This window comes from Yinghuangia aomiensis (assembly GCF_039542225.1).
GTDB classification, from domain to species: domain Bacteria; phylum Actinomycetota; class Actinomycetes; order Streptomycetales; family Streptomycetaceae; genus Yinghuangia; species Yinghuangia aomiensis.
In genome coordinates, this window is record NZ_BAABHS010000008.1 from 12,094 (window position 1) to 27,242 (window position 15,149).

Annotated in this window: 1 protein-coding gene; it reads right to left on the reverse strand. The window is 74.9% G+C overall.

Annotation, left to right across the window (positions count from 1 at the left end; all coding sequences use genetic code 11):
* Window positions 1-19: 19 nt before the first annotated feature.
* Window positions 20-15,073, reverse strand: a complete 15,054-nt coding sequence (locus ABEA93_RS12565; protein WP_345675539.1) for an amino acid adenylation domain-containing protein — start codon at window positions 15,071-15,073, stop codon at window positions 20-22.
* Window positions 15,074-15,149 lie beyond the last annotated feature (76 nt).

Here is a 15,149-nt window from a genome sequence, read left to right on the forward strand (position 1 = left end):
CGCCGCACCGCCGCCGGCGTCACGGCGTGTCGCGGTGCGCCAAGGCGTCGCGCAGCAGCGGGCCGATCCGGCCGACCGCATCGCGGGACAACAAGTCGTCGTGGTGATAGGGGACTTCGTGAGAGCTGACGGTGCCGGTCACCCGGTCCCGCCAAGCGGCCGCGCCGGTATGCCGGGCGTTGCCCTCGGCGACGACGCACAGCACGTCGCCGTCGAATGCCGGGAGCGGCGCTTCGGGGGCCAGGAACTCGTGCAGCCTGCGGGCCGCGATCAGGCGCGCGACGACGTCGTCTCCCAACCCGGTCAGCACGTCGGCGTCCCCGCCCGGCACCGCGCGGGCCAGGTGGTCGAGGGCGGCATCAGTGCCGAACCCGTCGGCGCCGGAACGGCCTTCGCCGGACGGCAGCGGCGCGGGAGGCTGCGCGTCGAGGACCGCCAGGAACCGGACGTCCTCGCCGGCCTCCCGGAGGAGCGCGGCCAGCGCGAACGCCATCTCCCCGCCGAACGACCAGCCCAGGAGGTGGTACGGCCCCCGGGGCTGCACGCGCCGGACCCGTGCCAGGTATTCCGCGGCCAGCGCCGCGAATCCGGCGGCGGGTTCGGCGCCCGCGACCACGGGCGACTGGAGGCCGTAGACCGGCCGTTCCGGCTCCACGTAGGGCAGCAGCGCCGCATACGGCCAGGCCAGTCCGAACCCGGGGTGCACGCAGAACAGCGGCGGCAGCGCGCCGTCCGGACGCAGCGCCAGCAGCGGCGCCAGCGCCGCGTCGGCGCGGGGGCGGCCGTCCCGCAACCGGGCGGCGAGCGCGGCCGGCGTGGTCGCGGTCAGCACCGTCGCCACGGTCACCGCGGCCGGGTCGTCGGACAGGCCCGCGCCGCGGATCAGCGACACCAGGCGCACCGCCAGCAGCGAATGCCCGCCCAGCGCGAAGAAGTCGTCGTCCACGCCCACCCGCGGCAGGCCGAGCACCGCGGCGAAGATCCGGCACAGCTCGGCCTCGTCCTCGTCGCGTGGTCCGCGGGCGGAGACGGCGTCGGCGAGGTCGGGTTCGGGCAGCGCGTCGCGGTCGAGCTTGCCGTTGACGGTCAGCGGCAGCACGTCCATCGGCACGACGGCGCTCGGCACCATGTAGTCGGGCAGCCGCTCGGCCGACCACGCGCGCAGCGCGGCCGGTTCCACGGCCCCCACCACGTAGGCGACCAGCCGCAGCCGGTCCGCCGTCGGCACCACCGCGGCCTGCGCCACGTCGGGGTGGTGGGTGAGGACGGTTTCGATCTCGGTGGGTTCGATGCGGTGGCCGCGGATTTTGGTCTGGTGGTCGGTGCGGCCGAGGTAGTCGAGGGTGCCGTCGGGGCGGTGGCGGGTGAGGTCGCCGGTCCGGTACAGGCGCGTGCCCGGCGCGCGAAAGGGGTTTGGCACGAACCGCGCGGCGGTCTGGGCGGGGGCGCGGTGGTAGGCCCGGGCGAGGCCGGCGCCGGACACGTACAACTCGCCGGGCACGCCCGGCGGCACCGGGCGCAGGTGCTCGTCGAGGACGTAGACCTCGGTGTTGTGGATGGGGCGTCCGAGAGCAGGCGTCGTGGATTCGTCGGTGCCCGCGCCGAGGGTGTTGATCGTGTACTCGGTCGGGCCGTACAGGTTGTAGCCGAGCACTCCCGGGGTCTCCCGCAGCGCGGACCACACGTCCCCGCCCACCGCCTCGCCGCCGAGCAGCACCAGGCACGGCCGGTGCCCCGCGTCGAGCAGCCCCAGTTCGACGAGCTGCGCCGCATAGGTCGGCGTGATGTTGACGACGTCGATGTGGTGCGTGTCGAGGTAGGCGGTAAGGGCGTGGGCGTCGCGGCGGAGTTGTTCGTCGCAGATGTGGACTTCGTGGCCTTCGACGAGCCAGAGGAGTTCTTCCCAGCTCATGTCGAAGGCGAAGGACACGGTGTGGGCGATGCGCAGGCGACGCCCGGCCTCCTGCACCACCGGGTCGAAGATGTGGCGCCGGTGGTTGTACTGCATGTTCGTCAGACCCCGGTACGGGGTGACCACACCCTTCGGCCGGCCCGTCGTCCCCGACGTGTAGATGATGTACGCCGGGTGCTCCATCCGATGGGCGTCCGCCCGGGTGAAGCCCGGGCGTTCGTCGTCGGTCGGATCCGCGTCCGACAGCGCGGCCAGCCGCGTCGCCGTGTCCGGATCGTCCAGGAACAGCGCCGCCGCCTCGTCGGGCAGCCGGTCCGCGGCCGACCGGGCGCCGACGACGCACACCGGCGACGTGTCCTCGATCAGCAGCGCCAGGCGGTGTGCGGGCAGGTCGAGTTCCAGCGGGAGGTACGCCGCGCCGGTCTTGAGGACGGCGAACAGGGCCGCGACCATGTCGGGCGTGCGCGGCAGCCCGAGGGCGACGACGCGCTCCGGGCCGGCCCCCTCCGCGCGTAGGAGCCGCGCGATGCGGTTGGCCCGGGCGTTGAGCTCCCGGTACGTCCAGGTGACGGCGTCCGCGGCACCCGGCCGGAACACCAAGGCCACGGCGTCCGGTTCCGCGGCTGCACGCTCCTCCAGAAGCTCCGCGACCGTGACGTTCGGCAGGTCGTGCGCGGTGGCGTTCCATTCGGCCACCACCTGCCGGTGCTCGTCGGGCGTCAGCACGTCGTACGAGCCGATCCGCTCGTCCGGTGCGGCGGCGACCCGTTCCAGAACGCGCACCAGCCGGGACAGCAGCCGTTCTGCGGTGGCGTGGTCGAACAAGTCGGACGCGTACTCGATCGCGATCTCCAGAGGGCCGACCGGTACGCCGGTCTCGCTGGTTTCGCGGAACACGAAGTCCAGGTCGAACTTGGCGGTCGGCGGCGTGAACCGCGCGCCTTCCACCCGCAGACCGGGGAAGTCGACGGTGCCGACGGCCTGGTTCTGGTAGCCGACCATCACCTGGAACAGCGGATTGCGGCCCTGCGAGCGCACCGGGTTGAGCGCCTCGACCAGCCGTTCGAACGGCAGGTCCTGGTGGGCGAACGCACGCAGGTCGGTGTCCCGCAGCCGGGCCAGCAGGTCGCGGAACGTCGGATTGCCCGAGACGTCCGCGCGCGCCACCACCGTGTTGACGAAGAACCCGATCAGTCCCGCGAGTTCCTCCTCGTCGCGGCCCGCGACCGGACTGCCGAGGGGAATGTCGTCGCCCGCCCCCATCCGATGCAGCAGCAGCGCCACGGCGCTCTGCATCACCATGAACGAACTCGCCCCGGCCGAGCGGGCGATGCCGCGCAGCCGGTCGGCGACGGCAGTGTCCAGGAGGGTTTCGACGGTGCCGCCGCGGTAGGTCGCCCGCGTCGGGCGCGGACGGTCGGACGGCAGCGCGATCTCCTGCGGGATGCCGGACAACTCGTTCCTCCAGTAGGCGAGTTGCCGGTTATAGCGGCTTGCCGGGTCGGCCGGGTCGCCGAGCAGGTCCCGCTGCCACAGCGTGAAGTCCGCGTACTGCACGGGCAGCGCGGCCCACTCCGGCGCGCGACCGGCCCGGCGGGCCCCGTACGCGGCCGCGAGGTCGTGGGCATACGGCCGGATCGACCACTCGTCGACGACGATGTGGTGGAACACCGACAGCAGCACGTGTTCGTCCGGGGCGACCGTGAACACCGACACCCGCAGCGGCGGATCGGCGGCCAGGTCGAACGGACGCCGCACGGCCTCGCTGATCAGCGCGGTCACCCGGGTCTCCGCCTCGGCCCGCGAGCCCGCGGCCACCTCCACGAACTCGGCCTCGAAGGCCGGGTGGTCGACGGGCACGAGCCGCTGCGTCAGACGGTCGCCGGGGTCGTGGCCGACAGCGGCGTCGGGCGCCTCCTCCCCGGCCTCGACGCAGATGGTGCGCAGCGCCTCGTGCCGCGCCGCCACGTCGCGGACGGCCGCTTGCAACGCGTCCCGGTCGAGCGGGCCGTGCAGCCGCGCCGCGACCGGTTCGTGGTAGGCCGTCCTCGCATCGGCGAACTGCCCGAGCAGCCACAGCCGTCGCTGCGCATACGACAGCGGCACCTCCTCCAGGCGCGGACGCGCCGCGAGCACGGGCCGGGCACCGGCCCGGTCGCCGTCCGCGAGCGGGCCCATGCGGGCGGCGAGCGCGGCCGCCGTCGGCGCCCCGAAGACGTCCCGGATGGCCAGGTCGACGCCCAGCACCGAGCGGGCCTTCGCGGCCAGCCGGGCGGCGAGGAGCGAGTGCCCGCCCAGGTCGAAGAAGTCGTCGTCCGCGCCGACGTCGGCCACGCCGAGCACCTCGCCGAACAGCGCGCAGACGGCCTTCTCCTCGGCCGTCTCCGGGGCCCGGCCGACCGGCCGGGCCCCGGCGTCCGGCGCGGGCAGGGCGCGCACGTCGAGCTTCCCGTTGACGGTCAGCGGCAGCCGGTCCAGCACCACGAAGGCGCTCGGCACCATGTAGTCGGGCAGCCGTTCCCGCAGGTACTCGCGCAGCCGCGGCACCAGCGTGCCCGCCTCGCGGGTCGCCGCCGGGTTGTTCGTGTACGCCGACAACGACGGCTTCGGCGTGCCTGGTGCGTAGGCGCCGGACAGCGGCGCGGCGGCGTCGCGCGGCGCGAACACCGCGTCGCAGGTGCCGTCCGGCCGCGCCGACCAGGTCACCGATACGGGGCGGCCGTGCCGGGCGCCCAACTCGTGCAGCGCGTCCGGCTCGACGGCGTCCGGGTGGGCCGCGTCGCGGGCGGCGCGTGCCTCGGCGACGCTGCCGCCGTCGGCCAGCACCCGCGCGGCCGCGGCCTCGCCGGCCAGGCGGGCGTTGGGGATGCCGGTGACCCGCACGGTGTCGGCGGGGCCGTCGTCGAGGAGCGCGGCCACGGCCCCGATGCCGGTGTCCGCCCAGGAGACCTCCACCGCGCCGCCGGCCGGGACGGGCGCCGACGGCGTGGCGACGTCGTCCGCGCACGGATCGGCCTCGCGGTAGAGCACCGCGTCGTACCGGTAACGGGAGAGTTCGTTGTGGTGGCGACCGCGCTTGATCCGCACATCGACACCGGCCAAGCCCGGCACATGGCTCGGAAGCGCGGTGAAGTAGCCGGGATCGAGCAGGAGTTCCTTCTCCCAGACCAGCGACCGTTCGATCGCCGCCCGGACGTCCGCGTCGTCGGCGCCGTTGTCCGTGCGGGCGAGCTGGATCGCGGTGTGGAAGCTCCGGGCGAGCCGCAGGTCGCGCAGGTCGCCGAGGAAGACCGCGCCCCCGGGGACCACGAGGCCGAGCGCTTGCCGAACGACGTCGGTGAGGTAGCCGGCGTCCGGGAAGTACTGTGCGACCGAGTTGACGACGACCGTGTCGAAGAACCCGCGGGGCAGCCCCGACAGGTCGTGCGCGGGCTGGGCCCGCAGCTCGACCTTGGCGGCCAGCTCCGGATCGCGGGCGATGTCGCGGCGCAGCTTGGCGATCACCGGCGCGGCGAAATCGGTGGCCCAGTACGCCGCGCAATCCGGCGCGAGACGGCCGAGCAGCAGACCGGTGCCGACACCGATCTCCAGGATGCGCCGCGGCCGGGTCGCGTCGGCGGGGGCGAGGCCCGCGATGCGGGCGACCGTGGCGTCCCGCCATTCGCGCATGTGCTCCACCGGGATCGGCAAGCCGTCGTAGCTGCTGTCCCATCCGGCGAAGTCCTCGCGGAACAGCGCGGTGCCGATCTCGTGGTACTCGGCGTCGTAGATCTGCTGCCACTCGGCCAGCTGCTCGGCGGCGGCGTCCGCACCGGCCGAAGCCTCCGGGTCCGCGACCACGTACGCGACGAGCCGCGGCATGCCGTCCGGGCCGGGCGACGGCACGACGGCGCTGTGCGTGACCTCGGCGTGGTGGGTGAGGACGGTTTCGATTTCGGTGGGTTCGATGCGGTGGCCGCGGATTTTGGTCTGGTGGTCGGTGCGGCCGAGGTAGTCGAGGGTGCCGTCGGGGCGGTGGCGGGTGAGGTCGCCGGTCCGGTAGAGGCGGCTGCCGGGCGGTCCGAACGGGTTGGGGACGAACCGGGCGGCGGTCTGCGCCGGGTTGCGGTGGTAGGCCCGGGCCAGCCCGGCGCCCGCGACGTACAGCTCGCCCGGGGTGCCTTGGGGCACCGGCCGGAGATGGTGGTCGAGGACGTAGACCTCGGTGTTGTGGATGGGCCGTCCGAGGGCGGGTGTCGTGGATTCGTCGGTGCCCGCGCCGAGGGTGTTGATCGTGTATTCCGTCGGCCCGTACAGGTTGTAGCCGAGGACGCCCGGCGTGTCCCGCAGGGCCGACCAGACCGTGTCGGATACGGCTTCGCCGCCGAGCAGCACCAGGCACGGCCGGTGCCGGCTTTCCAACAGCCCTTCGTCCAGCAGGTGTTGGGCGTACGTGGGGGTGATGTTGACGACGTCGATGCGATGGGTGTCGAGGTAGCTGGTGAGGGCGTGGGCGTCGCGGCGGAGTTGTTCGTCGCAGATGTGGACTTCGTGGCCTTCGACGAGCCAGAGGAGTTCTTCCCAGCTCATGTCGAAGGCGAAGGACACGGTGTGGGCGATGCGCAGGCGTCGTCCGGCTTCGCGTACCACCGGGTCGAAGATGTGGCGGCGGTGGTTGTACTGCATGTTCGTCAGGCCCCGGTATGGGGTGACGACGCCCTTCGGCCGACCGGTCGTGCCGGAGGTATAGATGATGTAGGCCGGATGGTCCATCCGGTGGGCGTCCGCGCGGGTGAAGCCCGGGCGTTCGTCGTCGGTCGGATCCGCGTCCGACAGGCGGAGCAGGTGCTCGGCCGTCGCGGGCGCGTCGATGAGCACGCGCGCGGCGGTGGGGTGTTCGGGGACGTCCCGCGCCACGCCCTGGGCGGTGAGCACACAGACGGGTGCGCCGTCGTCCAGGAGCAGCGCCAGCCGCTGCGCGGGCAGGTCGAGTTCCAGCGGGAGGTACGCGGCGCCGGTCTTGAGGACGGCGAACAGAGCCGCGACCATGTCGGGCGTCCGGGGGAGTGCGAGGGCGACCACCCGCTCGGGTCCCGCGCCGTGGGCGGCGAGCAGCCGGGCGATGCGGTTGGCCCGGGCGTTGAGCTCCCGGTACGTCCAGGTGACGGCGTCCGTGGCACCCGGCCGGAACACCAAGGCCACGGCGTCCGGTTCGGCGGCGGCACGCTCCTCGAGAAGCTCCGCGACGGTGACGTCGGGCAGGTCGTGCCCGGTGGCGTTCCACGTGGTCAGCGCCCGGTCGTGCTCGGCCGGGGACAGCAGGCCGATGCGCGCGCACGCGGCGTCCGGGTCGTCCGCGAAGCCGGCCATTACCCGGACGAACCGGTCTGCCAGCAGCTCGACTTCGTCGCGGTCGAAGGCCCCGGTGTGGAACATCGCGCGCAGGGTGGTCTCGGCGCCGGGGGTCACCACCATCGAGACCGGGTAGTGCGTGGCGTCGCGGACTTCGTGTCCGCGCACCCGCAGGGCGCCGTCCGGGCCGTACCGGGTCGCGGTGGCTGGGAGCGGCAGGTTCTGCACCACGAAGAAGGTGTCGAACAGCGGTCCCAGGCCGGTGGCCGCCTGCAGTTCGGCCAGCCCCGGTTCGGGGTGGTCGAACAGCTCGGACTTCTCGTCGTGCACCCGGCGCCACAGCGCCCGCGGCGACTCGCCCGCGCGGACCCGCACCCGTACCGGCACGGTGTTGAACAGCAGTCCGACGGTGGTCTCCACGCCGGCCACGTCGGGGTGGCGGCCCGACACCAGGGCGCCGAACACGCAGTCGTCGCGGCCGGTCAGGCGGGCGAGCAGCAGCCCCCAGGCGCACTCGTAGACCGTGCCGAGCGTGACACCGGCTTCCCGGGCCCGGGCGGTCAGGCGCTCGGTCAGGCCGGCGGGGAGAGTCCGGACGAACTCCTCGGCGGACGCGGCGGACGCCGCGGACACACCGTCCGCGTCGTGGCCCGCGGGCGCGAGCCGGGTCGGCTCGGCGATCCCGTCGAGGTACGCGGCCCAGACCGCGCGGGACCGATCGGCGTCGCGCTGCCGCAGCCAGTCGAGGTAGGTTCGGAACGGCGTTGTGGGGCGGGCGAGTTCTCGCTGTGCGTCGGTGTAGGCGGCGAGCAGCGACGTGAGCACCAGTCCGCTGGACCAGCCGTCGATCAGCAGGACTTGGGACGTCATCACCAGACGGTGTCTGTCGTCGCCGGTACGGGCGAGCCCGAAGCGGATCAGCGGCGGCCGGGCGGGATCCCACGGGCGGTCGCGCTCCGCGGCCGCGAAGGCGTCGAAGGCCGCGGCCGGTCGCGGGCCGGCGGCGGCGGCGGACGGTGCCTCGGTGAGGTCGGCATACCGGAACGGCAGTTCCCACCGTTGCGGAATCACCTGCACGGTGGTGTCGTCGAGCGGGACGAATCCGGCGCGGAGGTTCGGATACTTCTCCAGCACGGCGCGGACCGCGTCGGCCATCGCCGCCGGGTCGACCGGGCCGTCGAGGTCCAGGACGACCTGCTGGGTGTAGATCCCCTGGGCGGTGTCGTCGGCCAGGTCCATGAGGAAGTGGAACAGCAGGCCCTCTTGCAGCGCCGACAGCGGCAGCACGTCGGCGACGCCCGCGCCGCCCAGCGCCCGGTCGAGCGCGCGGAACTGCTCCGGGGCGAGGCCGGGGGCCGTGGCGGCGCCGCGGGCGGCCTCGGGTGACGCTTCGTCCGCGCTTGCCCGGTTGGCCGCCGCGGTCCGCGCGAGCGCGGCCACGGTCGGGTGGCGGAACACGTCGCGGACCGTGAACGGCAGCCCGGCCGTCCGGGCCCGGGAGGCGAGCAGGGTGGCGCCGATGCTGTCGCCGCCGAGGGTGAAGAACCCGTCGTCGACACCGACGCGCGGCAAGCCGAGCACCTCCGCGAACACCTCGGCCAGGGCGGCTTCTTCGGGTGTACGCGGGGTGGTGTGCGGGCCGGCCGGCGCGGGGCCGGCGGCGGGATCGGGCAGCGCGGCCCGGTCGGTCTTGCCGTTCGGCAGGAGCGGGAGCGCGGTCACGAGCACCACGACCGCGGGGACCAGGTGTTCGGGCAGCCGGTCGACCAGGTGTGCGCGCAGGGCTTCCGTGTCGGGGGCGGCATCCGGGTCGGGGACCGCATAGGCCACCAGGCGCGGTGTGCCTGATGCGGCACGGCGGACGGCGACCACGGCGGCGGCGACGTCCGGGTGCGCGGCCAGGCACGCTTCGATCTCGGCGGGCTCGATGCGGACGCCGCGGACCTTGACCTGGTCGTCTGTCCGGCCGAGGAACTCCAAGGCACCGTCGGCGCGTCGGCGGACCAGATCGCCGGTGCGGTACATCCGGGACCCGGGAGGACCGTATGGCGACGCGGTGAACCGCGATGCGGTCAGCCCCGGACGCCCCAGATAGCCGTCGGCCAGTTGGGCGCCGGTCAGGTACAGCTCGCCCGGCACCCCGGCCGGGACCGGCGCCAAACGCCCGTCCAGCACCAGCGCGCCGGTGTTCCACACGGGAGCGCCGATCGGCACCGTTCGGGGGTCTGCGCCGCCGTCGTCGTCGGGCGGGGTCCACGAGGTCGCGGTGATCGCCGCCTCGGTGGGGCCGTACGTGTTGTGCGGCCGGACGCCGAGCACCTGCGCGGCCCGCAGGGCGATCCCCGGCGGCAGCGCTTCGCCGCCGCACAGCAGCAGCCGCAGCGGGGCAGCGGACGCCTGCGACGGGTCGGCGGGCGGCCACTCGGCAAGCAGCGCGTCGAGCATCGGCGGGACGAAGTGCGCCGCGGTCACGCCCTGCTCGTCCATGAGCCGGGCGAGGTAGGCGGCATCGCGCTGGCCGCCGGGCTCGGCGACCACCACGGTCGCCCCGGCCGCGAGCGGCCAGAACGTCTCCCAGATCGCCACGTCGAATCCGGCGGGCGCCTTGTGCAGGAACCGGTCGCCGGCAGCCAACGGGAACGCGTGCTGCACCCACGCGAGCTGGTTGGCGAGTGCGCGGTGCGACACGACCACGCCCTTCGGCCGCCCCGTAGAGCCGGAGGTGTACAGGACGTACGCCGGATCGCCGGCCGTGGCCGGGGAACCTCCGGTCGTCGGCGGCGCCGCGTCCGCCGGGAACGCCGCCACCGCGGGGTCGTCGACCGCGATCACCCGGATACCGGATCCGGCGAACCGGGCGGCGTCGCCCGACGTGGTGACGACGCACCGGGGCGCTGCGTCGGCGAGCATGTCCGCCAGCCGCGCATCCGGATGCTCCGGGTCGAGCGGCAGATAGGCCGCGCCGCTGCGCAGCACGCCCAGCAAGGCGGCGACGAGCGCCGTGGAGCGCGGCACGGCGACCGCGACGACAGCCCCCGCGCCGATGCCTTCGGCGGCCAGCAGACCGGCCAGGCGGTCGGCGTTGCCGAGGAGTTCGCGGTAGCGGACCTCCGCGCCGTCCGGCCCGACCAGGGCGACGGCCTCGGGTGTGGCGCGGGCTTGCGCGGCGATGCGTTCGTCGACGCGGAGGTCCGGGACCGGATGCGCGGCCGGCGGTGCGGTGAGGGCGGCATGCTCGTCCGGCGTGAGGATGCCCAGCGCGGACACCGGGGTGCCGGCGGCTGCGGCAGCGTCGGCGAGGAGCCGCACCAGCCGGTCGAGGAGGTCGGCGACCGTGCCGTGGTCGAAGCGGTCGGCGGCATAGCCCGCCTGGATGCGGATCCCGTCGCCGTCGGTCTCCACGCAGCGCAGGTCGAGGTCGAACATCGCCGCGCCGGTCGGCGGCGGATACGCCGCGGTCTCGATCCCCGGCAGCGCAAGCCGGACTTCGTCGGCCCGGTGATGCGCCACCGACACCTGGAACAGCGGATGACGGCCCAGCACCCGGGGCGGGGCCAACCGGTCGACGACCCAGGCGAAGGGCACGTCCGCGTGGGCGAACGCGGCCCGCGAGGTGTCCCGGACCCGGTCGAGCAGCGCGCCGAACGCCGGGTCGCCGCGCAGATCCGCGCGCACGACCACGGTGTTGACGAACAACCCGACGACGTCGTGCAGGTCCTCGTCGGTGCGCCCCGCGACCGGCACGCCGAGGGCGATGTCGTCCCCGGCGCCCATCCGGTGCAGCAATGCGGCGACACCCGCCTGCAGGACCGCGGACGGGCCGACGCCGTGGGCGCGGGCCAAGGACCGCAGCGCGGCGGTCACCGTGGGCGGGACCAGCGCCTCGGCGGCGCCGCCGCGCAGTGTGGGGTCGGCGGGGCGGGGCCGGTCGGCGGGCAGCGCCGCCTCGTCCGGCAGGCCGTCCAGCGCCTTGGACCAGAAGTCGAGCTGGCGCACCGCCACGTCCGTCGCCGACCCGGCGTCGGCGCCCAGGAGCGCGCGCTGCCACGCCGTGTACTCGGCGTAGGTGACGAGGGCGGGCGCCGAGACCGCGGACGGTGCGGTGCCGGCGGCCCGCGCCGTGTAGGCGGCGGCGAGGTCGGCCAGCAGCGGCCCGTACGACCACCGGTCGGCGGCCGTGTGGTGCAGGGTGAGTACCAGGTGCGTCGCGTCCGCGGCGGTGAACACCGCCGCGCGCATGGGAAGATCGTCGGCGAGCCGGAACGGCCTGGCCACCGCGGCGGTGGTCTCCGCCGCCAATCGGGTGCCGGGTTCGGTGGCGAGGTCCACCACGTCGCAGCGCAGCCGGGTGGCCGCTTCGGCGGGAGAAAGGACCCGCTGGACGGGCAGAACGCCGTCGTCCGCGACCAGCAGCGTACGCAGCGCCTCGTGCCGTCCCACCACGTCCACCAGAGCGGCGCGGAGCGCGGCGAGGTCCACGGCGCCGGTCAGCTTGAGCCCCAGCGGCAGGTGGTACGCCGCCGACGGCCCGCGCAGCTGCTCCTCCAGGAACAGCCCGGCCTGGGAGAACGACGCCGGGACCGGGGCGGGCAGTTCGGTGCCGCGCACCGGAGGACGGGCCGGCGCCGCCTCCGCGGCCGCGGCGGCGAGGCCGTGCGGGGTCGGCGCACGGAAGACGTCCGCAAGCGACACCTCCACGCCCAGGACGGCGCGTACCCGGTTGGCCAGCCGCGCGGCCAGCAGCGAATGCCCGCCGAGGGCGAAGAAATCGTCGTCCGGGCCGACCTGCGGTACGCCCAGCAGGTCCGCGAACAGCGCGCAGACCGACGCTTCGCGGGCGTCCGCCGGAGCCCGCCCGGCCGGCCCGCGGTCGCCGGGACGCGGTCGCGGCAGCGCCCTGCGGTCGACCTTTCCGCTGGCGTTGCGGGGGAGTTCGGCGAGGAGCGTGAACGTCGCCGGGAGCATCGCGGACGGCACCAGCGCGGCGAGCGCGGTGCGGACATCGTCGATCTCCAGGGTGTGCCCGTCCGCCGGGACGAGATACGCGGCCAGCGCCTGCGCGCCGTCGCCGCCCGCGACCGGGGCGACCGCGGCCCGCGCCACGCCGGGCAGGTCCAGCAGGCGCGCCTCGACCTCGCCGGGCTCCACGCGAACGCCGCGGATCTTCACCTGCTGGTCGGTGCGGCCGAGGAACCACACCGCGCCGTCCGCGCCCCGGCGCACCCGGTCGCCGGTGCGGTACATGCGGGTGCCGGGACCCGCGAACGGGTCCGGCAGGAACCGCTCCGCGGTCGCCGCCGGGCGGCCGAGGTAGCCGCGGGCGAGGCCGGTGCCCGCGAGGTACAGCTCGCCGGGCACACCGTCGGGGACCGGGCGGAGCGCCGCGTCCAGCACGTAGGCGCGGGTGTTGGCGATGGGACGGCCGATGGGGACGGATCCGGCCGCGGTCCGTGCGTGGGCGAGGCTGTCGCCGGCGGCTTCGGAGCAGCCGTACAGGTTGACGATCGCGGCATCCGGCCATCGGGCGGACACCGCGTCCGCCAGCGCCGCGGGCAGCGCCTCGCCGGAGCTGATCCAGGTGGTGACGGAAGCGAGCGAGCCGGGGGCCGCGGTGTCCAGGAGCGTGGCGAGCAGGCTCGGCACGACCGTCACGACCTGGACGCGGTGCCGGTCCACGAGTGCGGCGAGCGCCGCGGGATCGGCCGCGGTCGCGTCGTCGGCGACGACGACGGTGTCCCCGGCCACCAGCCCGCCGAGGAGTTCGGTGGTGCCGTCGATGAACGCCAGCGCGCTCTTGGCGACCCGCACGCGCGGGGCATCACCGCGTCCCCACCACAGCCGGTTCGCGAGCGCGGCCTGCGTACCGACGACGGCTTTGGGGCGGCCGGTGGATCCGGAGGTGAAGATCACGTAGGCGGCGGCGCCGGGCGGCGCCGGGCGCGCCGGAGCCGCGAACGCCGCGGCGGCGGACGGCCCGTCGATCCGGACGCGGGGAATGCCGTCCGGAACCGGCAGGTCGGCCGGCGTGGCGGCGTCGCACAGCACCGCGTCGGGGCGTGCGTCGCCGAGCATGAGCGCGGTGCGTTCGTGCGGCTGGTTGAGGTCGAGCGGCAGGTAGGCGGCACCGGCGCGGAGCACGGCGAGCAGCGCCGCGGGGAGATCCGCGGAGCGGGAGAGGGCGAGAGCGATCACCGGTTCGCGGCGCCCGTCCGCGGCGCCGGACGCCGTCCAGAGGGCACCCTGCGGCAGCAGCGCGCGGATCTCGTCGGCGCGCGCGCCGAGTTCGCGGTAGGTCAGGGTGCGGTCGGCGATTACGGCGACCGCCTCGGAGGCCGTGGCGATCCGGCGGTCGATCAGCGCGGCCACGCCGCCGTCGGGCACCGGCACCGGGTCGGGTCGGGTGGGCGGGGCGACCGCGTCGAGCAGCGCGAGAGGGGTGTCCGGGGCGTCGAGCGCCGCGGCGAGCAGTGCTTCGAGGTGCGCCAGCAGGACGTCCACGCTGTGCGGAGCGAGCAGGCCCTGCCGGTAGGTTGCTTCCACGACCAGGGAACCGGGGCGCAGGAAGCACTCCAACGCCAAGTCGAACTGGGTGGTCCCGTTGTGGATGTGACGCCATGCCGCTGTCACGCCCGGGAATTCCGGCGCCGCGAGTTCGTGGGCGAGGAGCCCGAACATGACGTCGAACAGCGGTGTCCGGCCCGGGCTGCGCGCGGGACGCACGGCGTCGAGGACCCGGTCGAAGGGCACATCCTGGTGGGCGAAGGCGCCGGAACAGGTCTCCGCCGTCCGGCCAACAAGCTGACGGAACGTCAGAGTCGGTGTCCGGCCCGCCGGTTCGGCGGTGTCGCAGCGCAGCACGACGGTGTTGTTGAAGTTGCCGATCAGGCGGGCCGCCTCCGCGCGGCTGCGGTCCATCGTCAGGGTGCCGATCGGCAGGTCGTCGGCGCCGGTGTGGCGGCGCAGCACGGCGGCGAACGCGGCGAGGGCCGCGGTGAACGGCGTGGTGCCCGCGTCCGTCGCGAACGCGGCCAAGCGGCCGGCGAGTTCGGGGGCGAAGCGGCGGGTCCGACGGCCGCCGCGTTCGTCTCCGACGGGCGGCCGCGGACCGTCCGCGGGCAGTTCGGCGGCCTCGGGGAGCGACGCGAGCCGCTCGTGCCAGAAGGCGACGCCCTCCGTGTCGGCACCGGCCTCCGGTGCGGCGCTGTCGCGGGCCCGCTCCCAGGCGGCGACGTCCGCGTACTGGATCTCCGGGACGGCCGGAAGCGCGGTGCCTTCCACGGTCGCCCGGTAGAGGGCGGCGAGATCCCGGGACAGCACGCCCCAGGTGCCGCCGTCCCACGCGATGTGGTGCACGACCTGGACCAGCGCGTGGCGGTCGGCGGCGAACCGCAGCAACTCCCAGCGCACGGGCTGGTCGTGGGCGAGGTCGAAGGGCCGCGAGGCAAGCTCCGCCGCGGCGGCGTCGGCCGCCTGCACCCACGCGTCCGCGGGTATCGCGGAGAGGTCCCGCAGCGGGACGTCGAGCCGGGGGACCTCGGCGACGATCTGGCGGGGCTCGCCGTCGTCCGCCACCCGGTAGACCGTGCGCAGCAGTTCGTGCCGCACGACGAGCGCGTGCAGCGCGGTCCGCAGCGCCCCGGCGTCCAGCGGGCCGGCCAGGTCGACGACGAGGCAGCCGTTGTACGACGTGCTGCCGGGGTGTGCTTGGTGGTGCAGCCACAGACTGCGCTGCGCGTAGGACAGCGGGGCCGGGCCGAGGGCCCGATCGCGGGCCGGGATTCCGCCGCCGGCTTTTCCGCCGAGACCCTTCCCGGCGAGCAGACGCTTCATCAGTTCCCGGCGGCGGTCGGCCGGTCGGCCGTCCCGAGCGGAGGATTCCTGTCGCAACGTGCCGCCTCCTGGGCGC